This window comes from Devosia sp. FJ2-5-3 (assembly GCF_029201545.1).
Lineage (GTDB): Bacteria > Pseudomonadota > Alphaproteobacteria > Rhizobiales > Devosiaceae > Devosia.
In genome coordinates this window covers 2,729,467-2,753,505 of sequence record NZ_CP104007.1, presented here as the reverse complement: position 1 = coordinate 2,753,505, position 24,039 = coordinate 2,729,467, and the positions used below count along the sequence as shown (strand labels likewise).

21 protein-coding genes and 4 tRNA genes are annotated in these 24,039 nt (G+C 60.4%); 15 read left to right on the top strand and 10 right to left on the bottom strand.

The window, feature by feature from the left end; genetic code table 11:
* Positions 1-55: 55 nt before the first annotated feature.
* The 3 genes from N0P34_RS13375 to N0P34_RS13365 all read right to left on the bottom strand — a co-directional run bounded on the left by N0P34_RS13375 (position 56) and on the right by N0P34_RS13365 (position 2,110).
* A tRNA-Asn gene (locus N0P34_RS13375) sits at positions 56-131 on the bottom strand.
* A 195-nt stretch (positions 132-326) separates the two neighbouring features.
* Positions 327-920, bottom strand: coding sequence for an NTP transferase domain-containing protein (locus tag N0P34_RS13370; protein ID WP_275603725.1), 594 nt, complete (start codon positions 918-920; stop codon positions 327-329).
* A complete protein-coding gene (locus tag N0P34_RS13365; protein ID WP_275603724.1) occupies positions 917-2,110 on the bottom strand; it encodes a benzoate/H(+) symporter BenE family transporter in 1,194 nt (397 codons plus the stop codon). The genes N0P34_RS13370 and N0P34_RS13365 overlap by 4 nt, the downstream gene beginning before the upstream one ends.
* Positions 2,111-2,391: 281 nt before the next feature.
* Between N0P34_RS13365 and N0P34_RS13360 the strand changes: the two genes are divergently transcribed.
* Positions 2,392-3,276 (top strand): polysaccharide deacetylase family protein, encoded by an 885-nt coding sequence (locus tag N0P34_RS13360; protein WP_275603723.1) that lies wholly within the window; start codon positions 2,392-2,394, stop codon positions 3,274-3,276.
* A gap of 130 nt (positions 3,277-3,406) precedes the next feature.
* Here N0P34_RS13360 and N0P34_RS13355 read toward each other — a convergent pair whose 3' ends face one another.
* The 3 genes from N0P34_RS13355 to N0P34_RS13345 form a co-directional block, all read right to left on the bottom strand.
* Complete coding sequence (locus N0P34_RS13355; RefSeq protein ID WP_275603722.1) at positions 3,407-3,796, bottom strand: hypothetical protein; 390 nt, start codon at positions 3,794-3,796, stop codon at positions 3,407-3,409.
* A complete protein-coding gene (gene rlmB / locus N0P34_RS13350; protein WP_275603721.1) occupies positions 3,796-4,548 on the bottom strand; it encodes a 23S rRNA (guanosine(2251)-2'-O)-methyltransferase RlmB in 753 nt (250 codons plus the stop codon). The genes N0P34_RS13355 and rlmB overlap by 1 nt, the downstream gene beginning before the upstream one ends.
* A 77-nt stretch (positions 4,549-4,625) precedes the next feature.
* A tRNA-Trp gene (locus tag N0P34_RS13345) sits at positions 4,626-4,701 on the bottom strand.
* A 306-nt stretch (positions 4,702-5,007) separates the two neighbouring features.
* Between N0P34_RS13345 and N0P34_RS13340 the strand changes: the two genes are divergently transcribed.
* On the top strand, positions 5,008-5,307 hold the full coding sequence (locus N0P34_RS13340) for a PRC-barrel domain-containing protein (RefSeq protein ID WP_275603720.1): 300 nt from the start codon (positions 5,008-5,010) through the stop codon (positions 5,305-5,307).
* A gap of 77 nt (positions 5,308-5,384) precedes the next feature.
* Here the strand turns inward: N0P34_RS13340 and N0P34_RS13335 are convergent, their stop codons facing one another.
* A complete protein-coding gene (locus N0P34_RS13335) occupies positions 5,385-5,765 on the bottom strand; it encodes a response regulator (RefSeq protein WP_275603719.1) in 381 nt (126 codons plus the stop codon).
* A 744-nt stretch (positions 5,766-6,509) separates the two neighbouring features.
* Between N0P34_RS13335 and N0P34_RS13330 the strand changes: the two genes are divergently transcribed.
* Positions 6,510-7,247 (top strand): Crp/Fnr family transcriptional regulator, encoded by a 738-nt coding sequence (locus N0P34_RS13330; protein WP_275603718.1) that lies wholly within the window; start codon positions 6,510-6,512, stop codon positions 7,245-7,247.
* On the opposite strand, the gene N0P34_RS13325 is transcribed toward N0P34_RS13330, so the two are convergent.
* Complete coding sequence (locus N0P34_RS13325; protein WP_275603717.1) at positions 7,192-7,683, bottom strand: hypothetical protein; 492 nt, start codon at positions 7,681-7,683, stop codon at positions 7,192-7,194. The genes N0P34_RS13330 and N0P34_RS13325 overlap by 56 nt on opposite strands.
* Positions 7,684-7,988: 305 nt before the next feature.
* Positions 7,989-8,073 (bottom strand) — tRNA-Tyr (locus tag N0P34_RS13320).
* Between the two features lie 198 nt (positions 8,074-8,271).
* On the opposite strand from N0P34_RS13320, the gene N0P34_RS13315 reads away from it, so the two are divergent.
* Both N0P34_RS13315 and N0P34_RS13310 read left to right on the top strand, forming a co-directional pair.
* A tRNA-Gly gene (locus N0P34_RS13315) sits at positions 8,272-8,345 on the top strand.
* Positions 8,346-8,915: 570 nt separating this feature from the next.
* Positions 8,916-9,923 (top strand): DUF4214 domain-containing protein, encoded by a 1,008-nt coding sequence (locus tag N0P34_RS13310; protein WP_275603716.1) that lies wholly within the window; start codon positions 8,916-8,918, stop codon positions 9,921-9,923.
* A gap of 114 nt (positions 9,924-10,037) precedes the next feature.
* Here the strand turns inward: N0P34_RS13310 and N0P34_RS13305 are convergent, their stop codons facing one another.
* Complete coding sequence (locus tag N0P34_RS13305) at positions 10,038-10,301, bottom strand: hypothetical protein (RefSeq protein WP_275603715.1); 264 nt, start codon at positions 10,299-10,301, stop codon at positions 10,038-10,040.
* A gap of 258 nt (positions 10,302-10,559) precedes the next feature.
* Here N0P34_RS13305 and secE point away from each other — a divergent pair, with 258 nt between their 5' ends.
* The 10 genes from secE (at position 10,560) to rpsG (ending at position 24,032) form a co-directional block, all read left to right on the top strand.
* Entirely contained in the window at positions 10,560-10,754 is a 195-nt protein-coding gene (gene secE / locus N0P34_RS13300; protein ID WP_275603714.1) for a preprotein translocase subunit SecE, read from the top strand.
* 36 nt (positions 10,755-10,790) lie between these two features.
* Positions 10,791-11,321 (top strand): transcription termination/antitermination protein NusG, encoded by a 531-nt coding sequence (nusG, locus tag N0P34_RS13295; protein ID WP_275603713.1) that lies wholly within the window; start codon positions 10,791-10,793, stop codon positions 11,319-11,321.
* Positions 11,322-11,547: 226 nt separating this feature from the next.
* Positions 11,548-11,976: a 50S ribosomal protein L11 gene (gene rplK / locus N0P34_RS13290; protein WP_275603712.1), complete on the top strand. Its 429-nt coding sequence runs from the start codon at positions 11,548-11,550 to the stop codon at positions 11,974-11,976.
* A gap of 5 nt (positions 11,977-11,981) precedes the next feature.
* Positions 11,982-12,674: a 50S ribosomal protein L1 gene (gene rplA / locus N0P34_RS13285; RefSeq protein ID WP_275603711.1), complete on the top strand. Its 693-nt coding sequence runs from the start codon at positions 11,982-11,984 to the stop codon at positions 12,672-12,674.
* A 311-nt stretch (positions 12,675-12,985) separates the two neighbouring features.
* Positions 12,986-13,507 (top strand): 50S ribosomal protein L10, encoded by a 522-nt coding sequence (gene rplJ / locus N0P34_RS13280; protein ID WP_275603710.1) that lies wholly within the window; start codon positions 12,986-12,988, stop codon positions 13,505-13,507.
* A gap of 60 nt (positions 13,508-13,567) precedes the next feature.
* The gene (rplL, locus tag N0P34_RS13275) at positions 13,568-13,939 is read left to right on the top strand and encodes a 50S ribosomal protein L7/L12 (RefSeq protein WP_275603709.1); all 372 of its coding nucleotides are present in this window, start codon (positions 13,568-13,570) and stop codon (positions 13,937-13,939) included.
* 318 nt (positions 13,940-14,257) lie between these two features.
* Positions 14,258-18,397 carry a DNA-directed RNA polymerase subunit beta gene (gene rpoB, locus N0P34_RS13270; protein WP_275603708.1) on the top strand — a complete coding sequence of 1,380 codons (4,140 nt, stop codon included), beginning with the start codon at positions 14,258-14,260 and terminating at the stop codon, positions 18,395-18,397.
* 79 nt (positions 18,398-18,476) lie between these two features.
* Positions 18,477-22,661 carry a DNA-directed RNA polymerase subunit beta' gene (gene rpoC, locus N0P34_RS13265; RefSeq protein ID WP_275603707.1) on the top strand — a complete coding sequence of 1,395 codons (4,185 nt, stop codon included), beginning with the start codon at positions 18,477-18,479 and terminating at the stop codon, positions 22,659-22,661.
* A gap of 514 nt (positions 22,662-23,175) precedes the next feature.
* Positions 23,176-23,547: a 30S ribosomal protein S12 gene (gene rpsL, locus N0P34_RS13260; RefSeq protein WP_191772539.1), complete on the top strand. Its 372-nt coding sequence runs from the start codon at positions 23,176-23,178 to the stop codon at positions 23,545-23,547.
* Between the two features lie 14 nt (positions 23,548-23,561).
* Positions 23,562-24,032: a 30S ribosomal protein S7 gene (gene rpsG, locus N0P34_RS13255; protein ID WP_275603706.1), complete on the top strand. Its 471-nt coding sequence runs from the start codon at positions 23,562-23,564 to the stop codon at positions 24,030-24,032.
* The last annotated feature ends 7 nt before the right edge of the window (positions 24,033-24,039 follow it).

The window sequence follows — 24,039 nt, the reverse complement described above, 5'->3', positions numbered from 1 at the left end:
ATATGCGCAATTATTCAGCAATGTGGAGAAGGGTGTCGGGGTGGAACACCCCGAATGGCTCCGCGAGCTGGACTCGAACCAGCGACCATTCGATTAACAGTCGAACGCTCTACCAACTGAGCTATCGCGGAACACTTTTCGGTAGGCCTTTGGTAGGGGCCTTTCGGTGTGCCTTCTTGCTGAAGGCGAGGTCGATGTACCCCGACTGATTTGGTTTGCCAAGCCCCCAATGCATTTGCCTGTGAATAAAATTGGGAAAGCTCAATCGCGGCGGCGCTTTGGCGGGTTTTTCTCACACGCCGGCTCGGCGGAAAACGCCCGCGCTCTCAGGCTTTTTGTGCCCTGCGCTGCATTTCGATGAGGTCTGAGAGGCTATTGAGGCTGGCAAACGGGTCTTCCGTGAAGAGTTGGCTCCAGTCGACCCGTCGCGCTCCAATCGCCGCCAGAATCGACTTCGGACCGGCATTCGTCTGGTGAATCGCGAGAGCGGACCAAAGAGATTCGAGCGGCCAAGCCGCATTGGTTGGATAAAATGCGTCGCCGAAACTGGCATAGGCCGCGTCTTCGGGCGTCTGGGTAAGGCGCGGAACATAGTCCTCGGGGAGAAAGGGCGAATCCACCGCGACGCTCACAAGGACGTCGCGCGCTATGCCCATCTCGCGAAGATAGGACGCGGCCGCGGTGATTCCGGCCAGCGGGCCTCTGGATTGCATTTCGGCATCCGGCACGCCGATGGCTCCGGCCGGCAGCTTGAGCCTTGTGTGGGTGCCGGTCGAAACCAGCAGGGTTCCGTCTATTCCGCCCAGCCGACCCGCGACGCGGTCGATCAATCTCTGTCCGTCGACAATGAGGTCGGCCTTGCGCACATGCCCAAGCCGGGAGCCGAGGCCACCGGCCAGAATCACGGCATGGACACTCACGCCGGTGTCCGTGTGCGGAGCATGAGCAGCAGGGCGATGCCCCCGACAAGGCCCCAGAACGGGGCGCCGACCCCGATAATGGTCACGCCCGACGCCGTGGCGACAAAGGTGAGGATTGCCGGCAGCCGCGTTTGCTCCTCCGCCAGGGCACCCGACAAGGCTGAGGCGAGGCTGGACAGCAGGGCAAGCCCGGCGACGGCCTGGATGAGCACGGGCGGCGAGGCGGCGATGAACGCTGCGGCGATGCTCGCGGCCGGCCCCAGGATCAGATAGACGACGCCGGCGGCGACAGGCGCGGGCCAGCGCTTGTCCGGATCGGGATGCGCTTCCGGTCCTGCACAGATCGCTGCGGTGATCGCCGCCAGATTGCTGGTGTGCCCGCCGAAAAACGCGGTTACCGCGCTCGCGGCGCCGGTCAGTACGAAAAGCGGTGCCGGGCGCAAATCATAGCCATTGGCTTTCATCACCGCGAGCCCCGGCAGATTCTGCGAGGCCATGGTCACCACATAGAAGGGCAGGCCGATTCGCACGATTGCATCCCAGGTGAAGACGGGCATCACGGGCACGAGACTCGGCCATGCCCCGTCCAGCGCTCCGGCGGGCAGATTGGTCGTGGTGGCGAGGATAATCCCGGTGACCACCACGGCCACGGGCACTGCATAGCGCCGTGCAAATTTGAGCGCGATCATCCAGGCCAGCAGAATGGGCAGGGCCAGCATCGGCATTTCGGCCACCGCGGTGATCGGCGCGAGGCAAAGCGTCAGCAGCATGCCGGCCAGCATGGCATTGGCAAGCGCCGAGGGGATGGCGGCGATGGCGCGTCCCAGTGGCTTCACCAGCCCGGTAATCACGATCAGCACGGCGACAACGAGAAACGCCCCCGCCACAGCTGGAAACGACCCCACCGGCTCGCCAACTGTCAGGAGAAACGCGACCCCGGGGGTCGACCAGGCAAAACTGATCGGCGTTTTCACCCGCGCGGCCACGACAATATTGAGAATGCCGATGGCGATGCAGACCGAGAAGAGGCCCGAACCAGCCTGCTGGGGCGAGGCCCCCGCCGCGGTCAGCGCCGCCAGGACGAGTGTGAACGTGCTCGCATAGCCGACAATGGCGGCAAGCCCCCCCGCCAGCAATGGCTGCAGGAAGTCCTGTCGCGGCGCAGCTTCACTTGTGACGCTCGAGTTCATCCTGATTCCCCCCGAAAATTCGCCTCGCAGGCTATTCAGCCCCAGCTTGAATGGAAAGCACGCAGTCGGACCCGTGGGAATCGCTCCCGCCGTGCCGGCGCGCCCGGCGCTCTCCTCCGCGTCGCCCGCGCGGTGTTGCAGACGTGGGTGCGCAAACGACTTATTCGCGCCAATTCTTGCTAAACCCCCGGAAAACAAGACTTTCTTAATCTTTAGAAAGTGGATTATTAACCATAATCGCAAATTCTCGGACGCAAGATTGCTTCATCCGAGTTGGCGCTGTGTCGGTTTCACGCTTTGTTTTGTCTCTTGTGGTTGCCGGCGCTCTGCTGGGCGGATGTGCCAAGCCGGTGAGCCCCGAGCCGCGTCTGGCCGATACGGCCAAGCTCGACCCCATCGCCACTTCGGCCTTTGTGAGCCCTGCCGTCGCGCGCATGGAGCAGCCCCTGCCGCGGGAGATTTTCTCGCCGCGCAATATCGCGGGACGCACGCTGGCAGTCGCCAGCACCAGCGACATCGTCCTCAAGCCCGGCGAAGTCGTCCTGACATTCGACGATGGTCCGCGCGTCGGCAAGACATCTGTCATCCTGGACACGCTCGACGATTATGGCGTCAAGGCCACCTTCCTCATGCTCGGCTCGGCCGCCAAGGCCAATCCGCGCCTCGCCCAGCAGGTCGCGCAGCGCGGGCATGCCGTCGGCAGCCACACCTATGGCCATGTCGATCTCTCCAAACTGACGCGGCAGGAAGCGATCAACGAGATCGTCAAGGGCGAGGAGGCCGTTGCCGCCGCGCTCGAAGGGTCGGGCAGGGCGGCTGCCCCCTTCTTCCGTTTCCCATATCTCAGCCAGACCGGTTTCCTGCGCACCAATCTGTTGCAGAGCGGCGCCGTCGTGCTCGACGTCGATATCGATAGCAAGGATTATTATCGCGACAGCGCGGCCGTGGTCGCCCAGCGCACCATTGCGCGTCTGGATGCGCGGGGCAGCGGTATCATCCTCTTCCACGATATCCACCAACGCACCGTGGACATGCTCCCTGCATTCCTCGATCAGCTGGCGAAAAAGGGCTACACGGTCGTCCGGCTTGTCCCGCGCAACGGGAAGATCTTCGGTCGCGACCTGATCACCGCTGGAATGGCCGACGAGAGCGCCGAACAGCTCTAGAGCATTTCACCGCGTCGTTGACGCGATGAAATCACTGCAAGTCCTTGTTTTCTCGCGCTTCCGAACCGGAAAAGTGGTGTCCACTTTTCCTGGAAACGCTCTAGATAAGAAATAGGCGCCCAGTGGGCGCCTATTCGTCGTCTTCTTCGACATCGGTCAGGTAGACCGAAAACTCGATATCGATCCCAAAGCCCGCAATCGCCGCGACCGCATGAGCCGGCAGCCTTGCCGACATTGCTTCGCCATGGGGCGGGTAGTCGAATGCCATGTCGAGAACGGCCCGGCCAAGTCGGCGGTCTTCGAGCATTGCGGCAATGCTCGGCCCGGAGCGCTCCGCCAGATCGAGAAGCGCGCGCACCGGCTGTTCCACTGGAACATCCACCTGCGCGTAGAAACTGCCATCGGCATCTTCCGCCTCATAGCGCGAGGTCAGCTGCTTCAGCGCCGTTTCCAGCGCCTCCTGCTCCAGCGTAACGCCAGAGAGGCGAAGGGCCATGGCGAAGGGTTCGAAAACGCTCATCAGCTTCTCCCGGCCGTCGCGGCAAAGAGGGCAATCGCGGCGGCGTTGGACACGTTGAGGGATTTGATCGGGCCTGGCATGTCCAGCCGCACCATCTCGTCGCACAATTCGCGCGTGCGCTGGCGCAGTCCCTTGCCTTCGGCGCCGAGCACCACGGCCAGCGGCGTGTCGTCGGTTCGCGGCTTGAGCGGGGCAGATGCTTCCGAATCAAAGCCCAGCACGGTCATGCCGCGATCCTTGAGCTTCTCCAGCGCGTCCGCCAGATTGCGGACTTCGATCATCGGCACGAGATCGAGGGCGCCGGAGGCGGATTTCGCCATCACGCCGGTTTCGCGGGGCGAGTGGCGGGCCGTGGTGATAACGGCATCGGCGCCGAATGCGCAGGCCGTGCGCAGGATAGCGCCGACATTGTGCGGATCCGTGACCTGGTCGAGAACCACCACCAGCTTGAGGGCGTGGATGTCGTCGAGGCCAAAGCGGCTGACGGGATCGACTTCCAGCGCCAGGCCCTGGTGCACGGCTTCGCCGCCCAGCAGGCGATCGAGATCTTTGGGCGTCGTCTCGCGCACACTGACGCGCCCGATATCACCACTCTCCTTGAGGCGGTTCAGACCGTTGGGGGTGGCCAGCAGCTCCTTTTTGGTGCGGCCTGGATTGTCCAGCGCCGCCCGCACAGTGTGCAGGCCATAGAGATAAACGGGACCCTCATCGGGGTCGTATTTGGGCTTGGGCGGAAATTTGTTGCGGCTCATAGAAAGCGCGTAGCGCCTTTCGCGCATGGCGGCAATGCCCTGCGGTGCGCAATCACAACGATGTCTTGATTATTGCCTGGCAGGGGCTGGGGGACTCGAACCCACGACCCTCGGTTTTGGAGACCGATGCTCTACCAACTGAGCTAAACCCCTTCAGGCGAGCCAGTGTCTAATCGCAAACTTTCGCCTGCGCAAGGGGAAACGGCGTTTTCCCCCGGACCCGTTTCGCCATTTTCGGGAGGGGCGCCAAATCCTGCCGGCTCGCTCCCTTTCTGCGTCTGCGTCGCACACCCAAGGATCTGTCGCACAGCTTTCTTCTCGGACGGTCAGGCCCGGCGGCGCCAAATTGGTTTCGACCCGGCGCGGCGCAGGCGTCGTCCTCTACACCACTCGGTGAGTGGGGGAACGCTTGTGCTCGTTCCGGGATTGAGCAGGAGATACAAAGAAGGAGCCAGCTAAATGGATCATAGCAATCACGTGCGCCTCGGCGCTGCCGAACTCACCCCGGATGTTCTCAAGGATGCAACCATCTACGGTGCCGACGACCACAAGGTCGGCAAGATCGACCATGTGCACGGCGCTGGCGCGTCCACCACTGCCATTATCGATGTCGGCGGCTTCCTGGGAATTGGCGCAAAGCCGGTCGCCGTTCCCTTGAGCGATCTCGAGTTTATGCGCGACGAGAATGGCCATGTCCATGCGGTCACGACCTGGACCAAGGACCAGCTCAAGGAGATGCCTGAGCATCATCACCACTAAAATAGATCGGCCCGCTTCAAGCGGGCCTTTTTCTGTCGGGTATCGATGGGACGGAAGGTGATTCCGGCCTTGGTGCCCTAGACGTCGACCACGCCACCGGATTGTGTGATCACGTCGACCAGCCGCTGCATTTCCTCGCGGGAACACGGCTTGCCGAAGCGCTCGATATGGTCGAAGCGTTCGGGAATGGACCCGTCATTGTAGCCGGTCGCAAAAACGAAGGGTATCGACTGCCCGGCCAGTTCGTCAGCCAGCGGAAATACCAGCTCGCCCTGCAGATTGACGTCCAAAACAGCCGCGTGAATGCTCTCGGCAGCAATCAGCCTGCTGCCCTGCAGGACGGTGCCCACAGGCCCAATCACCTCGGCGCCAAGAGACTCCAGTGCTTCCACCAGATCCATGGCGATGAGGTATTCATCTTCAGCGATAAGGATCCGGCGCCCACTAAGCTCTTTCATGTCTCGCCTTCCCTTGGTCTATGGAATGGGCAGGGTTCGATGGCCATAATATTGGCAACGCGCGACGGTTCAATAGCCCGAGTTTAGGGCTTGTTTCTGCTCTGCTCAATTTAGTCCGGGCCCACATCGCTTTCGACCCTGGCACCACCGGCCAGGGAATCAGTGCCCGTCCCTTTATTCTCATCCAACAAGTCCGTGCGCGCATGCGGGCCCACTGGCGGGACAGGCGTGTCCTTTCGCGGTGCATAAGGATTGCGGTCGTCGTCCGGCTTCGCCATGTTAGCCTCAGCAATTATTAATGCGTCAACACCGTGAATGCGCGTAAGTTCCGTAAGGGAGTATGCGCATTTTGTGGCTGAATGCCGCATGCACGGCCCAAGCCAGAACATTTTTTGCCCGCCATCGAGGAGGCCGCCCGGGCTCGGCGTCTGAGTCTATATTTGCGCGTGGCCGTCCCGGCTGCGCCGACTCGCAAATTGTGCGCTTCCCGTCCCCGGGATAATTGCGGATCGCTAACCTGGGTTAATCTTCGACCGCCTGTGGCGATGACGTCGCCACAATCGTGCGAGAGGCCGACCACCGCACCTATCCCGCAGACCTCCCCTCTACGCGCTCGTTTAAGGCGTTTGGCCAAAATGCTGCCGGCTTGGCTTACAGTCATTTTACCCCAGCGGCGGGACCTAAAGCGATGCGCTGCGTTCTCTCCATGTTGGCAATTCATAGTGCCCTGGAGCGATGATGAAATTGTACCGGAACGACCGGGGCGGCGACTTCCTCGCCAGGCTGTCCGGAGGCGGTGTCTTGAAAGGAGCGGCAGGCGAGGCACTCTCTGACTTGCCCTGGAGTCGTCAGGATATTGCAACCCGCGCGCCTCTTGCCCTCAAGAACAGATTGGCGATTATCGGTGCAGGATGGATCGGACGGCACCGTGGCGGCGCCACCGGCAGCGAGCAATTGCTCGCCCTCTATCTCCCCGGTGAAATATGTGGGTACGGGGTACTGATGTCCGACCCGCCCGATACGATGTTGATGGCGCTCACTCCGGCGACGCTCTGGACGCTGCCTCTGGGAGATTTCCTGACCGTCAGTGAGAAGCACACGGAAGTCATTTCTGCCGTTCTGTCCGCCCTCGCGCGGGAAAGGGCAATTTCGGACGAGCATCTGATTTCGATCGGCTCAAGGAATGCCCTGATGCGCATGGCGCATCTGATCTGCGAAATTCAGTGGCGATTTGCCGCCAGCGGCAGCGCATTGGACGGCATCATCGAGTTTCCGCTGAGCCAGACCCGGCTGGCAGATTATCTGGGCCTGTCGAGCGTACACGTCAATCGGACGCTTCAGGCCCTGCGAAGAGATGGCCTCATCGAGACGCAGGCAAGGCGCCTCCGGGTCCTCGACCAGCAAAAGCTTGCGGACATCGGCGGCTTCACACCGACTTATCTGGAGTTGCCGTCCGCGCCAGCCTCCTCCGCATTACCCTGATCAAGAGGTGCGCCAGCCGGTCCTGGCTCTCGCGGGGCTTGAGGGCGGTATCGACCAGGATGGGTCTATCCAACTCGCGCGGGGCAGAAACCAGCCGGTCCATTTTTATCAGCAGTTCATCGCAGAGATATGGCTTTTGCACATAGGGCATTCCGCGGAACCGCTCGGGAATATGTTCGCTTCCCATCGCCGTGGCAAAAATGAGTGGAGTGCCCCGCTCGAGCAAAAGATCGGCCAGTTCGAAAACTGTCTCCGAATGCAGCCTTATGTCGAGGACCGCGCCGTCGACGCGCCGGCTGAGAAGGTTGGCTGCATAAAAAGGCGTGGGGGCGGGGCCCAATATTGTCGCCTCGTGTCGCCTGAAATAATCACAAACTTCGTTGGCGAGAAAATAATCGTCCTCGACGACCAGAATGCGTTTGCCTCGGAAATCCATGTCCGTCCCAATTGTCATTGCTAGCCTGGAAGGGCGGCGGATCCGGCAGACATACTTTCACACACCGCTCCCGCACTAACGCTATGGCGGCAGGGGCGATCCATCGACAACATGCGTTAGGCTGGGAAAGTTTTTTGCGCGGTCGTGACGGTTGGCGTGGCCGTGGGCAATTTGCACGGCTAGGCATAGGCGCAGCGGCGGGCGACGAGGCGAGCGAAGCTGACGCCAACAGGCCGAAACTGTGCAATACTAGGATTTGGGGGAGCCCGGTCTTCCGGGCGATTGGCCTCCCTGAGGGAGGCCGGTGGTGGAGGGGACTGGATTCGAACCAGTGTACGCTAAGCGGTCAGATTTACAGTCTGATGGATTTAACCACTCTCCCACCCCTCCACATTTCCGGGTAGGAAACGAAGCGCATCGCGTTTCGTTGGGCGGTTTATGGTTGCCACTCGCAAGAGTGTCAACACCCTTGATGCATCTACCCAAAAGAAATCGCGCAGCAGATGAAAAAACCCATCTCATCCACAGGCACGGTCTTGCATTTTGCCGCCTGGTTACGCTAAGCCATCCTTCGCTTCGGTGCTCCGGGCGGGTATAGCTCAATGGTAGAGCAGCAGCCTTCCAAGCTGAATACACGGGTTCGATTCCCGTTACCCGCTCCAGTTTCTCCCATTGAAATCATTGCTGTTCCTCGATGTCGCCAAGAGGGCGCATCAAGCGAACTTCCGTGAGTCCATCGGTCAACGAACCGCGCCGCTGGACGCCCTTCCGGGCGATCCACAACCGATGGTCTAGCCATCTCAATGACTTGGGCTCAGCGGAATCACTGCGTGCGTCATCCCCTCATCGCCTCAATCTCGGTTTGCGGGGGAACTTCCGCGTCTCCGCCTCGTTTTGTTTTCACACCTAAACTGGAGGCAAAAAAATGTTCAAAGGCGGTCTTCTCTGGCTGATCGGTATTCCGATCCCCGTCATTCTCGTACTCTGGTTCATGGGCTTCCTGGGATAATTCCCGGTGTTGGACCCACGCTTCTGACCGATTATTTCCACGGCACCTGTCGCCGGCCCAGAGCCGCACAGGTGCCGTTTCTTTGCACAGACGCGCGACGCCACCGCCCATTCATGTAGCGTTCACGCACCCCATGACACAGTGCGTCCGCAATGGCGCACCACCTTGCCCACCACAATGCAGCGCGAATCCCTATCGCAGCTGCCGCTGAGGAGAATTGAGAATGGCCCGTATTACCGCCAACGCCGGTTTCAACACTTACGATCCCGTCGCCTGGACCGGGCGCCCGACGTTCCTGGGCAGCAACCAGATGACCGTCACCAATGGGTATGACACGACCCGGATCGAAGGCTATAGCCTCACCTATTCTTTCGACGGCCGCTTGACTGGTGGCACCGTCACCAAGATTCAGTATTTCCAGGGCGAACAGCTAAAAGGCGCCATCGACAATTTCTCCCTCTGGGGCGGGACTGTTGGCCAGCATGTGAGCTGGGGCGACTATGCCGGCCTCTATCGCACCATCCAGCAGGGCCACGACACCGTCTTTGCGTCGAGCGGCAACGACCGCCTGGCCGGCCATGATGGCGACGACTCGATCACTGCCGGTGGGGGCACTGACCAGGTCTACGCAGGCGCCGGCAACGATACGATCACGCTGACCCGCGGCAGCACCTATGTGGATGGCGGCAGCGGCTTCGACATCGTCTACATGCCCGGTCGCGGTGGTACCTATGGCCAGTCCAAGACTGCCGAAGGCTGGCAGTTCTGGAACAACGCCGAAGGCATCAACTCCAATATCGCCAATGTCGAACGCGTGGCCTTCTCCGATGGCGTCCGTGCCTTCGACGTCGATGGCAATGCCGGCATGGGTTTCCGCGTTTACCAGGCGGCCTTCGCCCGCGACCCGGATGCGGGTGGCCTTGGCTGGTGGATCAAGGCGCTCGACGCCGGCCGCAAGGACCCGCACAGCATGGCCGCCGATTTCATCTATTCGAGCGAGTTCATCAACAAGTACGGCACGCCGCAGACCGTCAGCAACGGCCGCTACATCGAACTGCTGTACCAGAACGCGCTGGGACGCCAGCTCGACCAGAGCGGCTTTGACTTCTGGAACCAGAAGCTCAGCAGCGGCCAGATGGACCGCAGCGATCTGCTGCTCTACTTCGCGGACAGTGCCGAGAATCGCGCGCAGACCGCACCCGAGATTTCAGACGGCATCTGGTACGTCTGATCCAAAAGAAACGGGCCGCCCAACAGGGTGGCCCTTTCTCTTTCCTGCATCCGCATCTCGATCCGGCCAGCGATCCGCTGGGGCAGGGCACTTCATCCCTTACGGCCCCAAATTCTACTCGGCCGCCGTCAACACCGGCTGGTGCCTGGCCTTGAGCTTGTTCAGCTGCCTGGCGGCATGGGCCAGCAGCGCTTGCCGCACGGCTTCGGAACTGACGGTCCCAATATCCGCCTTCACCTTGAGATCGAGCGAGTAAGTGGTGATATTGCCCATGAAGGTTTCGCGGATTCGGACCCGCACGGCGCCCACCACACGCCCAGGCACCGCCCGATGTGGTCCGAAATGCAGAATCTGGCACGACTTGATTTCGAACGACATTGGGAAGCCCTCCCGCCCCTGCCGCGATTTCGTCACAATTTGATCCAAAGCCATGCGTGACATCTAGGCAAGTAACATTTTTGGATTACTCCTCATATGATTACCGCGCTGGCATTTGCCGATCGGCCCTGTGTGGTTGGTCTCACGAGATTGCATGTTGCAATTGGCATTAAGATTCACTAGATAGCCATCTCCAGCCGTGCGGGTGTCCTGCGCGGCCTTTGGTTTTGCACCAAGATAACCGGAACAGATTCGCTTATGGCTCGTACCAACCCGATCACCTTCTTCCAGCAGGTTCGCTCGGAAGTCTCCAAGGTCACCTGGCCGGGCCGGAATGAAGTCGTGATTTCGACGATCATGGTCCTGGTGCTCGTTGCCTTTGCCAGTGTGTTCTTCCTTTTGGCGGATCAGATTATTTCCTGGCTGGTATCTTTGATGCTTTCGATCCGCTAAGCGGATCTCACGACTAACGAGGAGCGGCGAGGCGGCATGGCCAAGCGCTGGTACATTGTTCAGGCGTATTCGAATTTCGAGCGCAAGGTCGCCGATGCGATCAAGGAAAAGGTCGCACAGACCAAGCTCGAGCATTTGTTCGACGACGTCATCGTGCCGACAGAGAAGGTCGTGGAAGTGCGTCGCGGCCGCAAGGTCGATACCGAGCGCAAATTCTTCCCGGGCTACGTTCTGGTGAAGATGGATCTTACCGATCAGACTTTCCATCTGATCAAGAACACTCCCAAGGTGACCGGTTTCCTGGGCGCTGATAACAAGCCCATGCCGATCTCCGAAAAGGAAGCCATGTCGATCCTGCAGCAGGTGCAGGAAGGCGTTGAGCATCCCAAGCCTTCCGTCAGCTTCGAGGTTGGCGAAAGCGTTCGCGTTTCCGACGGCCCCTTTGCCAGCTTCAATGGCATTGTCGAGGAAGTCGACGAAGAGCGCTCCCGCCTCAAGGTGGAAGTGTCGATTTTCGGGCGTCCCACTCCGGTGGAGCTCGAATACGGTCAGGTCGAAAAGGTCTGATATCAACCTTTTGGCGCAAGCCAAAATGGTTCCCAGCGTTTTGGCGACAGCCAAAATCGCATCAGCGTTTTGGCACCAGCCAAGATCGCGTCAGCGTAGCTTCCGCTGCGTAAAACCGAGACGCTCCGGTGTCTCGAAAACCGTGGAAGGAGATGGCGGTCGCCAAGCCGTCTACTCACTCCGCACCACGGCTCAACTGCCGGTTTCGGCACTAAGAGGATAGAAAATGGCAAAGAAAATCGTTGGCTACGTAAAGCTGCAAGTGCCGGCTGGCTCCGCCACTCCGTCTCCCCCGATCGGCCCGGCCCTCGGTCAGCGCGGTCTGAACATCATGGAATTCTGCAAGGCCTTCAATGCGGCCACGCAGGAGATCGAAAAGGGTGCTCCGATTCCGGTCGTGATCACCGCTTTTGCCGACAAGAGCTTCACCTTCGCGATGAAGCAGCCGCCGGTAACCTACTTCATCAAGAAGGCCGTCAACCTCAAGTCCGGCTCCAAGCTTCCGGGCAAGGAATCGGCTGGCACGATCACGACAGCTCAGCTGCGTGATATCGCCGAGAAGAAGATGAAGGATCTCAACGCCGACAACATCGAAGCCGCTATTTCGATGATCGCCGGTTCCGCCCGTTCCATGGGCATTCAGGTCGAGGGCTGATCACTATGGCAAAGATCGCAAAGAAGGTTGCCGCCGGCCGCGAAGGCATCGACCGCAACAAGCTCTACAAGCTCGAAGAAGCTGTGAAGATGGTAAAGTCGCGCGCTTCGGCCAAGTTCGACGAGACCATCGAGATCGCGATGAACCTGGGCGTTGACCCGCGTCACGCCGACCAGATGGTCCGCGGCGTTGTCAGCCTGCCCAACGGCACCGGCAAGACCGTTCGCGTCGCCGTGTTCGCCCGTGGCGCCAAGGCCGACGAAGCCAAGGAAGCCGGTGCAGACATCGTCGGCGCCGAAGACCTGCTGGAAATCATCCAGGGCGGCAAGATCGATTTCGATCGTTGCATTGCCACTCCGGACATGATGCCGCTCGTTGGTCGTCTCGGTAAGATCCTCGGCCCGCGCAATTTGATGCCGAACCCGAAGGTTGGCACCGTGACCATGGACGTCAAGGGTGCTGTCGGCGCTGCCAAGGGTGGCGCTGTCGAGTACCGCGTCGAGAAGGCTGGTATCATCCATGCCGGTATCGGCAAGGTCTCCTTCTCCGAGGAAGCTCTGCTGCAGAACATCAAGGCCTTCACCGACGCCGTCGTGAAGTCCAAGCCTGCTGGCGCCAAGGGCACCTACGTCAAGAAGGTCGCCGTTTCCTCGACCATGGGCCCTGGCGTCCATGTTGAGCCGGCTTCGGCCATCTAACTAGAATTCCGGGCGGTTCGCCGCCCGGTATGCTCTTCGCAAGAAGGGCAGAAGTCCTGTCCGAGACTGCCGGTGCCAATCAATCTGGGTTGGCTTAAAGCTGCAAGGCGCCAGCATAGATGGGGTGAAGACCAGGATTTCCTGTCCGCCAGGGCAGGGTGTCTCGGTTCGAACCAGGCCAGTTGCCCTTCGCGGGCATCACGGTTGACAGGCATGTAACCGTTGTCCCTCTCCTCCCTTCGGGGAGATCGGAGGGCAGCAATTGGCAATGGCCCGGATGATTTGTGCCGGGCTCAATGTGGAGACTAGCAGTGGAAAGAGCGGAAAAGCGTGAGCTTGTCGCATCGCTTCAGTCAGCCCTCGCGGGCGCTGGATCGATCGTCCTTGCGCAGAATACCGGTCTGACCGTGGCCAATCTGGAGTCGCTTCGCCGTGAGGTGAAGGCTGCAGGTGGCTACGTCAAGGTCGCTAAAAACCGTCTTGCCAAGCTTGCTCTTAAAGAAACCGATCACGCGGACATTTCGGACCTGTTTATCGGTCCGATCGTCATCGCCTACGCGGACGACCCCATGACTGCGCCGAAGATCGCGCAGAAATTCGCTGACAAGAACGCCAAATATGTCGTTCTCGGCGGCGCAATGGGCAAGACCGCGCTCGACGCCAATAGCGTCAAGGCGTTGTCGACCATGCCCTCGCTCGATGAACTGCGCGCCACGCTCGCCGGGATGCTCAAGCAGCCCGCAACGCGTATCGCGTCCGTCATCGTCGCACCGGCTGGTGGTATCGCGCGCGTGTTGGCCGCTCATGCGGAAAAGAGCAACGAAGCAGCGTAATCCCATGGTCCCATCTCGGGGCCGGTTTGAACTGAACACCTTAAAAGAGAGATTTATCAAATGGCCGATCTCGCCAAAATCGTAGACGACCTGTCCGCACTGACCGTTCTGGAAGCTTCCGAGCTGTCCAAGATGCTTGAAGAAAAGTGGGGCGTTTCCGCCGCTGCTCCGGTTGCTGTTGCAGCCGCTGCCGGCGCACCTGCTGCCGCCGCTGAAGAAAAGACTGAATTTGACGTGATCCTCGCCTCCTTCGGCGACAACAAGATCAACGTCATCAAGGAAGTCCGTGCCCTGACCGGCCTGGGCCTCGGCGAAGCCAAGGCTCTCGTTGAAGGCGCTCCGAAGGCCCTCAAGGAAGGCATCTCGAAGGCTGAAGCTGAAGACATCAAGAAGAAGCTGGAAGACGCCGGCGCCAAGGTCGAACTCAAGTAATTTCGACTTTTGCCTTGAAAAACGCGAAATGGCGCCTTATGTGCCATTTCGCTTTTGTCGTTTCTGAACGAAGCGATTCGCCGTGACCGATTGGATGGGTCACTGGCGTCCCCATTGAAATTGAGAAGAATTGGATGACCGCTGCTGGGTGAAAACCCCGTGTGACCTCCGCGGAGGTAGTTTCGGTTATCCCGGCCCGTTGGTCGCAAGACCTGGGCGCACAGAACTGCCCGGGCATATATCCCGAGATCCGACGGCTGATAGTCGGCTCTTTGGATATCTGCCTCCGAGACAATCGCTATAGAAACAGGAGCTTTCATGGCTACCACGTTCAACGGCCGCCGCAAGGTTCGTAAATCCTTCGGCTCCATCCGCGAAGTCACGGAGATGCCCAATCTGATCGAAGTCCAAAAGGCTTCCTACGATCAGTTCCTCATGGTCAACGAGCCCAAGGGCGGTCGTGGCGATGAGGGGCTTCAGTCCGTATTCCGTTCGGTCTTCCCGATCACTGACTTTTCCAACACTGCCAGCCTTGAGTTCGTGCGCTACGAATTCGAGCAGCCCAAATACGACATCGACGAGTGCCGTGCGCGCGACATCACGTTCGCTGCCCCGCTCAAGGTGACGTTGCGGCTGATCGTGTTCGAAGTGGACGAGGAAACCGGCGCCAAGTCCGTCAAGGACATCAAGGAGCAGGACGTCTATATGGGCGACATGCCCTTCATGACGTCGAACGGCACCTTCATCGTCAACGGCACCGAGCGCGTCATCGTCTCCCAGATGCACCGTTCGCCGGGCGTGTTCTTCGATCACGACAAGGGCAAGACCCACTCTTCGGGCAAGCTGCTCTTTGCCGGCCGCATCATTCCCTATCGCGGGTCCTGGCTCGATATCGAGTTTGACGCCAAGGACATCGTCTTTGCGCGTATCGACCGTCGCCGCAAGATCCCGGTCACCTCGCTGCTCAAGGCGCTGGGCATGGATGCCGAGGAAATCCTCGCCACCTATTACACCACGCTCGACTACGAGAAGATCGAGAAGGGCTGGCGCGTTCCCTACGATGCCGAAAAGTGGAAGGGTGCAAAGCCCAGCCATGATCTTATCGATGCCACCACTGGCGACGTCGTGCACGAAGCCGGCAAGAAGCTCTCGGCCCGTCAGGCCAAGAAGCTGGCCGAAGGCGGTCTGACGCACCTGCTGGCAGTCGATGAGGACCTCTACGGCACCTACATCGCCCAGGACATCGTCAACCTCAAGACCGGCGAGATCTATGCCGAGGCTGGTGACGAGCTTGACGAAAAGCTGCTCACCAAGCTGCTCGACATGGGCTTTGACGAGCTGCCGATCCTCGACATCGACCACATCACCATCGGGGCCTACATCCGCAACACGCTGGCCGTGGACAAGAACGAGTCGCGTGAAGACGCGCTGTTCGACATCTACCGCGTCATGCGCCCGGGTGAGCCGCCGACCGTCGATACCGCCGAAGCCATGTTCCAGTCGCTGTTCTTCGACAGCGAGCGCTATGACCTGTCGGCCGTTGGTCGCGTCAAGATGAACATGCGTCTCGAGCTCGATGCTCCCGACACCATGCGCACCCTGCGCAAGGAAGACATCGTTGAAGTCGTCCGCACCCTGGTCGACCTGCGCGATGGCCGCGGCGAAATCGACGACATCGACAATCTCGGCAACCGTCGTGTTCGCTCCGTCGGCGAACTCATGGAAAACTCCTATCGTCTTGGCCTGCTCCGCATGGAACGCGCCATCAAGGAGCGCATGAGCTCGGTCGAAATCGACACGGTCATGCCGCAGGACCTGATCAACGCCAAGCCGGCTGCCGCCGCTGTGCGCGAGTTCTTCGGCTCGTCCCAGCTGTCACAGTTCATGGACCAGACCAACCCGCTCTCCGAAATCACCCACAAGCGCCGTCTTTCGGCACTTGGACCGGGCGGTCTCACCCGTGAGCGCGCTGGCTTTGAAGTCCGCGACGTGCATCCGACCCATTATGGCCGTATCTGCCCGATCGAGACGCCGGAAGGCCCGAACATCGGCCTGATCAACTCGCTCTCGACCTTCGCCCGCGTCAACAAGTACGGCTTCATCGAGACCCCGTACCGCAAGATCGTCGATGGCAAGGTCACGGACGACGTCGTCTACCTCTCCGCCATGGAAGAGGCCAAGCACTACGTCGCCCAGGCCAACGTCGAGATCAACAAGGACGGCACCCTGGTGCACGACCTGGTTGTGGCGCGCCACGCCGGCGACAACGGTCTGACGCCCAAGGAAAACGTCGACCTGATGGACGTTTCCCCCAAGCAGATGGTGTCCGTCGCCGCCTCGCTGATCCCGTTCCTCGAAAACGACGACGCCAACCGCGCTCTCATGGGCTCGAACATGCAGCGTCAGGCCGTGCCGCTTCTGCGCGCCGAAGCCCCGTTCGTCGGTACCGGCATGGAGCCCATCGTGGCCCGTGACTCCGGCGCCGCCATCGTGGCCAAGCGCAAGGGCGTGGTGGACCAGGTGGACGCGACCCGTATCGTTATTCGCGCAACGGAAGAAACCGATGCGTCGAAGTCGGGCGTCGACATCTACAATCTGATGAAGTTCCAGCGCTCGAACCAGTCGACCTGCATCAACCAGCGTCCGCTGGTCGTGGTGGGTGACCATGTCAACCAGGGCGACATCATCGCCGACGGTCCCTCGACCGAACTGGGCGATCTGGCTCTCGGCCGCAACGTGCTCGTCGCCTTCATGCCCTGGAACGGCTACAACTTCGAAGACTCCATCCTGCTCTCCGAGAAGATCGCGATGCAGGACGTCTTCACCTCGATCCACATCGAGGAATATGAAGTCATGGCCCGCGACACCAAGCTTGGTCCGGAAGAAATCACGCGCGACATTCCGAACGTTTCGGAAGAAGCGCTGAAGAACCTCGACGAAGCCGGTATCGTTCACATCGGTGCTGAAGTTCAGCCGGGCGACATCCTGGTCGGCAAGATCACCCCGAAGGGCGAAAGCCCGATGACGCCGGAAGAAAAGCTCCTCCGCGCCATCTTCGGTGAAAAGGCCTCTGACGTTCGCGATACCTCGCTCCGCGTTCCGCCGGGCGATGCTGGTACTGTCGTTGAAGTGCGCGTGTTCAACCGCCACGGCATCGATAAGGACGAGCGCGCCATGGCCATCGAGCGCGAGGAAATCGAACGCCTCGCCAAGGACCGTGACGACGAACAGTCGATCCTCGACCGTAACGTCTATGCCCGTCTCAAGGAAATGCTGTTCGGCAAGGCCGCGACCGCGGGTCCGAAGGGCTATGTTGTGGGCACCAAGCTCAACGATTCCATCTTCGAAGCGCAGCCGCGTTCGAAGTGGTGGCAGTTTGCGGTCGATGACGACAAGGTCATGACCGAGATGGAAGCTCTTCATGCTCAGTATGAAGAGAGCCGTCGTCTGCTCGAGCAGCGCTTCATCGACAAGGTCGACAAGCTCCAGCGCGGTGACGAACTGCCTCCGGGCGTGATGAAGATGGTCAAGGTCTTCATCGCAACCAAGCGCAAGATCCAGCCGGGCGACAAGATGGCCGGTCGTCACGGGAACAAGGGCGTGGTTTCGCGCATCGTTCCGGTCGAAGACATGCCCTATCTTGAAGACGGTACCTCGGTGGATATCGTGCTGAACCCGCTCGGCGTGCCTTCGCGCATGAACGTGGGTCAGATCCTCGAGACCCATCTGGGTTGGGCTTGCGCCGGCATGGGCAAGAAGATCGACAAGATGCTCCGGGCCTATCAGAAGTCGGGCGATCTCAAGCCGCTCCGTCTTGAAGTCCAGGATCTCTTCGCCGGCGACACCGCCATCACCGATCTCGATGATGACGGCATGGTCCGCCTCGGCGAGCACCTCTCCAAGGGTGTTCCGATCGCCACTCCGGTGTTCGACGGCGCCAAGGAAGCCGACATCGTGGTCATGCTGGAAAAGGCGGGCCTCAAGTCCTCCGGCCAGTCGACCGTCTTTGACGGCCGTTCGGGTGAGCAGTTCGACCGCCAGGTGACTGTCGGCTACATCTACATGCTCAAGCTCGACCACCTTGTGGACAACAAGATCCACGCGCGTTCGATCGGTCCGTACTCCCTCGTCACCCAGCAGCCGCTTGGTGGTAAGGCCCAGTTCGGTGGTCAGCGCTTCGGCGAGATGGAAGTGTGGGCTCTTGAAGCGTATGGCGCCGCCTATACGCTGCAGGAAATGCTCACCATCAAGTCGGACGACGTGGCTGGCCGTACCAAGGTCTACGAAGCCATCGTGCGCGGTGACGACACCTTCGAAGCGGGTATCCCGGAAAGCTTCAACGTTCTGGTCAAGGAAATCCGGTCGCTCGGCCTCAATGTCGAACTCGACATGCGCGAGAAGGACGACCAGGGCCAGGCGGAAGCGGAACTCGCACCTCCTCGGGAAGCGGCGGAATAATCCGGCTCTTCCACCCCCATTCATCCTCCGTTCGGGTGCGCAGTGAGCGCGGCGCCCGAACGGATAGAGGAGAAATTTGATGAACCATCATTCCCACGTCATGGACCCGTTCAACCCGGCGGTTCCGGTGCAGACCTTCGATCAGATGAAAATCTCGATCGCGTCGCCCGAGAAAATCCTTTCCTGGTCCTATGGCGAGATCAAGAAGCCTGAGACCATCAACTACCGCACGTTCAAGCCCGAGCGTGACGGCCTGTTCTGCGCGCGCATCTTTGGCCCCGTGAAGGACTATGAGTGCCTGTGCGGCAAGTACAAGCGCATGAAGTTCAAGGGCGTCATCTGCGAGAAGTGCGGTGTCGAAGTCACCCTGAGCCGCGTCCGTCGCGAGCGCATGGGCCATATCGAGCTCGCCGCTCCCGTCGCCCACATCTGGTTCCTGAAGTCGCTGCCGAGCCGCATCGCCCTGCTGCTCGACATGACGCTCAAGGATATCGAGCGCATCCTGTACTTCGAGAACTACGTCATCCTGGATCCGGGTCTGACCCCGTTCACCCAGCACGAACTGCTGACCGAAGAGCAGTATCTCGACGCACAGGACGAATATGGTGCCGATAGCTTCACCGCCAAGATTGGCGCCGAAGCGATCCGGGACATCCTGCTCGCCCTCGATCTCGAAACGATCGCCGCCGATCTGCGCGTCGAAATCGCCGAGTCGACCACCGAGCTGAAGCCCAAGAAGCTGGCCAAGCGTCTCAAGATCGTCGAGCAGTTCATCGTTTCGGGCAACAAGCCCGAATGGATGATCATGACCATTATTCCGGTCATCCCGCCCGAGCTGCGTCCGCTGGTTCCGCTGGATGGCGGCCGCTTTGCGACCTCCGATCTGAACGACCTCTACCGTCGTGTGATCAACCGCAACAACCGCCTGAAGCGCCTCATCGAGCTGCGTGCGCCCGATATCATCATCCGCAACGAAAAGCGCATGCTGCAGGAAGCTGTGGACGCGCTGTTCGACAACGGCCGCCGTGGCCGCACCATCACCGGTGCCAACAAGCGTCCGCTGAAGTCGCTGTCCGACATGCTCAAGGGCAAGCAGGGCCGCTTCCGTCAGAACCTGCTCGGCAAGCGCGTCGACTATTCGGGTCGTTCGGTCATCACCGTGGGCCCGTACCTCAAGCTGCACCAGTGCGGCCTGCCCAAGAAGATGGCGCTTGAGCTCTTCAAGCCCTTCATCTACTCGCGCCTCGAAGCCAAGGGTCTGTCCTCGACCGTCAAGCAGGCCAAGAAGCTTGTGGAGAAGGAAAAGCCAGAGGTCTGGGATATCCTTGACGAAGTCATCCGCGAGCACCCGGTTCTGCTGAACCGCGCGCCCACGCTGCACCGTCTTGGCATCCAGGCGTTCGAACCGATCCTCATCGAAGGCAAGGCTATCCGTCTGCACCCGCTCGTCTGCTCGGCCTTCAACGCCGACTTCGACGGTGACCAGATGGCCGTGCACGTTCCGCTGTCGCTCGAAGCACAGCTGGAAGCGCGCGTGCTGATGATGTCGACCAACAACATCCTGCACCCTGCCAATGGTCAGCCGATCATCGTGCCGTCGCAGGACATCGTGCTTGGCCTCTACTATCTCTCGCTGATGAATGAGCGCGAGCCGGGCGAAGGCATGGCGTTCGCGTCCTATGCAGAGCTCGAGCATGCGCTCGACAACAAGGTCGTGACCCTGCACACCAAGATCAAGGCACGCGTGCCTGCCTGGGATGCAGAGGGCAAGCAGATCACCGAGATCGTGGAAACGACCCCGGGCCGCATGTTGATTGGCCAGATCCTGCCCATCAGCCCGGCGGTGCCGTTCGCAACTGCGAACCAGCTGATGACCAAGAAGATGATCTCCAAGATGATCGACACCGTCTATCGCGGTTGCGGTCAGAAGGAGACGGTCATTTTCTGTGACCGCGTCATGCAGCTCGGCTTCAAGAACGCTTGTGACGCCGGCATCTCGTTCGGCAAGGACGACATGGTTATCCCTGCGTCCAAGTACACGATCGTGGACGAGACCCGTAAGCTGGTCGAGGAATTCGAGCAGCAGTACAATGACGGCCTGATCACCCAGGGCGAAAAGTACAACAAGGTCGTGGACGCCTGGGCCAAGTGCGGTGACAAGATCGCCGAAGAGATGATGAAGGGCATTGCTGCCGTTCAGATCGACGAGGTAACGGGTCGCCAGAAGCCGATCAACTCGGTTTACATGATGAGCCACTCCGGTGCTCGTGGTTCACCGGCACAGATGAAGCAGCTCGCCGGCATGCGCGGCCTTATGGCCAAGCCGGACGGCTCGATCATCGAGACACCGATCACCGCGAACTTCAAGGAAGGCCTGAACGTTCTCGAGTACTTCAACTCGACCCACGGTGCCCGTAAGGGTCTGGCCGATACCGCCCTGAAGACCGCTAACTCCGGTTACCTGACGCGTCGTCTCGTCGACGTCGCCCAGGACGCAATCATCGTCACCGAGGATTGCGGCACCGAGCGCGGCCTCACCATGGAGCCGATCGTCGATGCGGGCCAGATCGTGGCTTCGCTGGGCCAGCGTGTCCTGGGCCGCACCACTGCGGATGATGTCTTCCACCCGATCACGGGTGATCTCATCGCTCCCAAGGGCATCCTGCTCGAGGAAAAGCATGTCGACGTGATCGAAGAGGCGCGTATCCAGTCGATCCGCATCCGTTCGCCGCTGACCTGCGATCTTCGCCAGGGTTGCTGCGCCGCCTGCTATGGTCGTGACCTTGCACGCGGTACGCCGGTCAATATCGGTGAAGCTGTCGGCGTTATCGCCGCTCAGTCCATCGGTGAACCCGGCACCCAGCTCACCATGCGCACGTTCCACATCGGTGGCACGGCACAGGTGGTCGACAGCTCGTTCCTCGAGTCCGGTGCTGAAGGCAAGATCACCATCCGCAACCCCAACCTCGCCAATGTCGAGGGTGGGCGCCAGGTGGTCATGGCCCGTAACGTCGCTCTCGTCATTCTCGATGACGAAGGCAAGGAACGCGCCACCCACAAGGTGACCTACGGCTCCAAGCTGCTCGTCAAGGAAGGCGACAGCGTTCGTCGTGGCCAGCGTCTGGCTGAATGGGACCCCTACACCCGTCCCGTTCTGGCCGAAGTCGAGGGCGAGGTCCTGTTCGAGGATCTGGTCGACGGTGCTTCCGTTGCGGAAAACACCGACGAGGCCACCGGCTTCACCAAGCGCGTTGTCATCGACTGGCGCGGCAATCAGCGTGGTGAGGGTCTCAAGCCCGCACTGGCCATTGCCCGTGGCGGTACGGTGGCCAAGGTCGACCGTGGTGGCGAAGCCCGCTACCTGCTCTCCGTGGACGCGGTTATTGCCGTCGAGCCGGGTGAAAAGGTCATCCCAGGTGACGTTCTCGCGCGTATCCCGCTCGAAAGCGCCAAGACCAAGGACATCACCGGCGGTCTGCCGCGTGTGGCCGAGCTGTTCGAAGCCCGTCGTCCGAAGGATCACGCCATCATCGCCGAGATCGATGGTACCATCCGCTTCGGCCGCGACTACAAGAACAAGCGTCGCGTCATCATCGAGCCGACCGAGGACGGTGCAGATCCGGTCGAGTACCTGATCCCGAAGGGCAAGCCTTTCCACCTCCAGGAAGGCGACACCATCGAGAAGGGCGAATACATCCTGGACGGCAATCCCGCTCCGCACGACATCCTTGCCATCAAGGGCGTCGAGGAACTGGCACGCTACCTCGTCAACGAGATCCAGGAAGTGTACCGCCTGCAGGGCGTGTTGATTAACGACAAGCACATCGAAGTGATCGTTCGCCAGATGCTGCAGAAGGTCGAGATCGTGGATCCAGGTGAGTCTGGCCTGCTCAAGGACGAGCAGCTCGACAAGCTGGACTTCGACGAACTCAACGACCAGCTGGTCAGCGAGGGCAAGAAGCCTGCTACGGCCAACCCGGTGCTGCTCGGCATCACCAAGGCGTCGCTGCAGACCCGTTCGTTCATCTCGGCTGCATCGTTCCAGGAAACCACCCGCGTCCTCACCGAGGCGGCGGTTTCCGGCAAGGCCGACCTGCTCGAAGGCCTCAAGGAGAACGTCATCGTTGGCCGCCTGATCCCGGCGGGTACCGGTGCCGGCACTTCGTCTGCACGCCTCATCGCTGCCAAGCGCGACGAACTCATCCTCGAGGAACGTCGTCGTCAGGCAGAGACGGTGCAGATCGCCGCTCCTGCCGCCGAGTAACTCCCGGCTCCATGAAGAATAGGGAAGGGGCCTTCGGGCCCCTTTTTCTTTTTGTCATTTTCGCACCTCGGGCGGACAAACGGTAACAGTCTGTTAGCGTTCACCATCCGGATGCGAATCGTAACCTTGCCTGCACCGAACGCTTTCAAAACGATCCGTCCACCCCCTCCCGGGGAGCCCCGCAAGGCTGTACTCCCTGAAACGCAAGGCTCTCCGTCCGGTTTTTCACGAAAGAATCCTTGACGGAACGAGTCATCGGTTCTAAACAGCGCCTACCTTAGCGGTCGGTCGTGGTCGTCACACCGGGTCCCTGCCATCTAGCGCGGGAATCCAAGACAACCAAACACACTGTCGGGTAACTAGACGAAGCAAATCCTTGTGCGCATGACTGCCGCCAGAAATGGTGCGTGGTCCGCTGCAATAGAGGCGCCGCCGGTCCTGAAAGGGTTCGGGTGAGCGCCACTTTGGTTTGCTTGTGTAGACCGTATATTTTTGGACCAATGGAAAGAGCGCAATGCCCACCATTAATCAGCTGATCCGCAAGCCACGCGCCAGCAAGCCAAAGCGGAACAAGGTTCCGGCCATGGAAGCTAACCCGCAGAAGCGCGGCGTCTGCTCTCGTGTGTACACCACGACCCCAAAGAAGCCGAACTCCGCTCTCCGCAAGGTGGCCAAGGTTCGTCTCACCAACCAGCGTGAAGTGATTTCCTACATCCCCGGCGAGGGGCATAACCTGCAGGAACACTCCGTGGTGCTGATCCGCGGCGGCCGCGTTCGCGACCTTCCCGGCGTTCGCTATCACATCCTGCGCGGCGTCCTCGACACCCAGAGTGTGAAGGATCGCAAGCAGCGCCGTTCGAAGTATGGCGCGAAGCGTCCGAAGTAAGGAGATCCTGAGTCATGTCCCGTCGCCACCGCGCAGAAAAGCGTGACGTTATTCCAGATGCCAAGTTCGGCGATCTGGTGCTCACCAAGTTCATGAACTCCCTGATGAGGGACGGCAAGAAGTCCGCTGCCGAATCCATCGTCTATGGTGCATTCGACATCGTCGAAGCAAAGCTCAAGCAGGACCCGGTCACCGTTTTCCATGGTGCCCTGGACAACATTCGCCCGGCCGTTGAAGTCAGGTCGCGCCGCGTTGGCGGTGCTACCTACCAGGTGCCGGTTGAGGTTCGTACCGATCGTCAGCAGGCTCTTGCCATTCGCTGGCTGATCGAAAGCGCCCGCAAGCGCGGCGAGAACACCATGCGCGAACGTCTGTCCGGCGAGCTCATGGATGCCATCAACGGCCGCGGTCAGGCCGTCAAGAAACGCGAAGACACGCACCGTATGGCCGATGCCAACCGTGCCTTCTCGCACTACCGCTGGTAGTAGGAGT

Excerpts from the sequence above, each read along its gene's own strand:
- N0P34_RS13325 (WP_275603717.1), bottom strand. The coding sequence starts at position 7,683 with ATGGATTTCCGAGGCAAACGCATTCTGGTCGTCGAGGACGATTATTTT.
- rpoB (WP_275603708.1), top strand. The coding sequence starts at position 14,258 with ATGGCTACCACGTTCAACGGCCGCCGCAAGGTTCGTAAATCCTTCGGC.
- nusG (WP_275603713.1), top strand. The coding sequence starts at position 10,791 with ATGGCCAAGCGCTGGTACATTGTTCAGGCGTATTCGAATTTCGAGCGC.
- N0P34_RS13365 (WP_275603724.1), bottom strand. The coding sequence starts at position 2,110 with ATGAACTCGAGCGTCACAAGTGAAGCTGCGCCGCGACAGGACTTCCTG.
- N0P34_RS13335 (WP_275603719.1), bottom strand. The coding sequence starts at position 5,765 with ATGAAAGAGCTTAGTGGGCGCCGGATCCTTATCGCTGAAGATGAATAC.
- N0P34_RS13305 (WP_275603715.1), bottom strand. The coding sequence starts at position 10,301 with ATGTCGTTCGAAATCAAGTCGTGCCAGATTCTGCATTTCGGACCACAT.
- rpoC (WP_275603707.1), top strand. The coding sequence starts at position 18,477 with ATGAACCATCATTCCCACGTCATGGACCCGTTCAACCCGGCGGTTCCG.
- N0P34_RS13340 (WP_275603720.1), top strand. The coding sequence starts at position 5,008 with ATGGATCATAGCAATCACGTGCGCCTCGGCGCTGCCGAACTCACCCCG.
- rplK (WP_275603712.1), top strand. The coding sequence starts at position 11,548 with ATGGCAAAGAAAATCGTTGGCTACGTAAAGCTGCAAGTGCCGGCTGGC.
- rpsL (WP_191772539.1), top strand. The coding sequence starts at position 23,176 with ATGCCCACCATTAATCAGCTGATCCGCAAGCCACGCGCCAGCAAGCCA.
- N0P34_RS13355 (WP_275603722.1), bottom strand. The coding sequence starts at position 3,796 with ATGAGCGTTTTCGAACCCTTCGCCATGGCCCTTCGCCTCTCTGGCGTT.
- rplL (WP_275603709.1), top strand. The coding sequence starts at position 13,568 with ATGGCCGATCTCGCCAAAATCGTAGACGACCTGTCCGCACTGACCGTT.
- rlmB (WP_275603721.1), bottom strand. The coding sequence starts at position 4,548 with ATGAGCCGCAACAAATTTCCGCCCAAGCCCAAATACGACCCCGATGAG.
- secE (WP_275603714.1), top strand. The coding sequence starts at position 10,560 with ATGGCTCGTACCAACCCGATCACCTTCTTCCAGCAGGTTCGCTCGGAA.
- N0P34_RS13310 (WP_275603716.1), top strand. The coding sequence starts at position 8,916 with ATGGCCCGTATTACCGCCAACGCCGGTTTCAACACTTACGATCCCGTC.
- rplA (WP_275603711.1), top strand. The coding sequence starts at position 11,982 with ATGGCAAAGATCGCAAAGAAGGTTGCCGCCGGCCGCGAAGGCATCGAC.
- rpsG (WP_275603706.1), top strand. The coding sequence starts at position 23,562 with ATGTCCCGTCGCCACCGCGCAGAAAAGCGTGACGTTATTCCAGATGCC.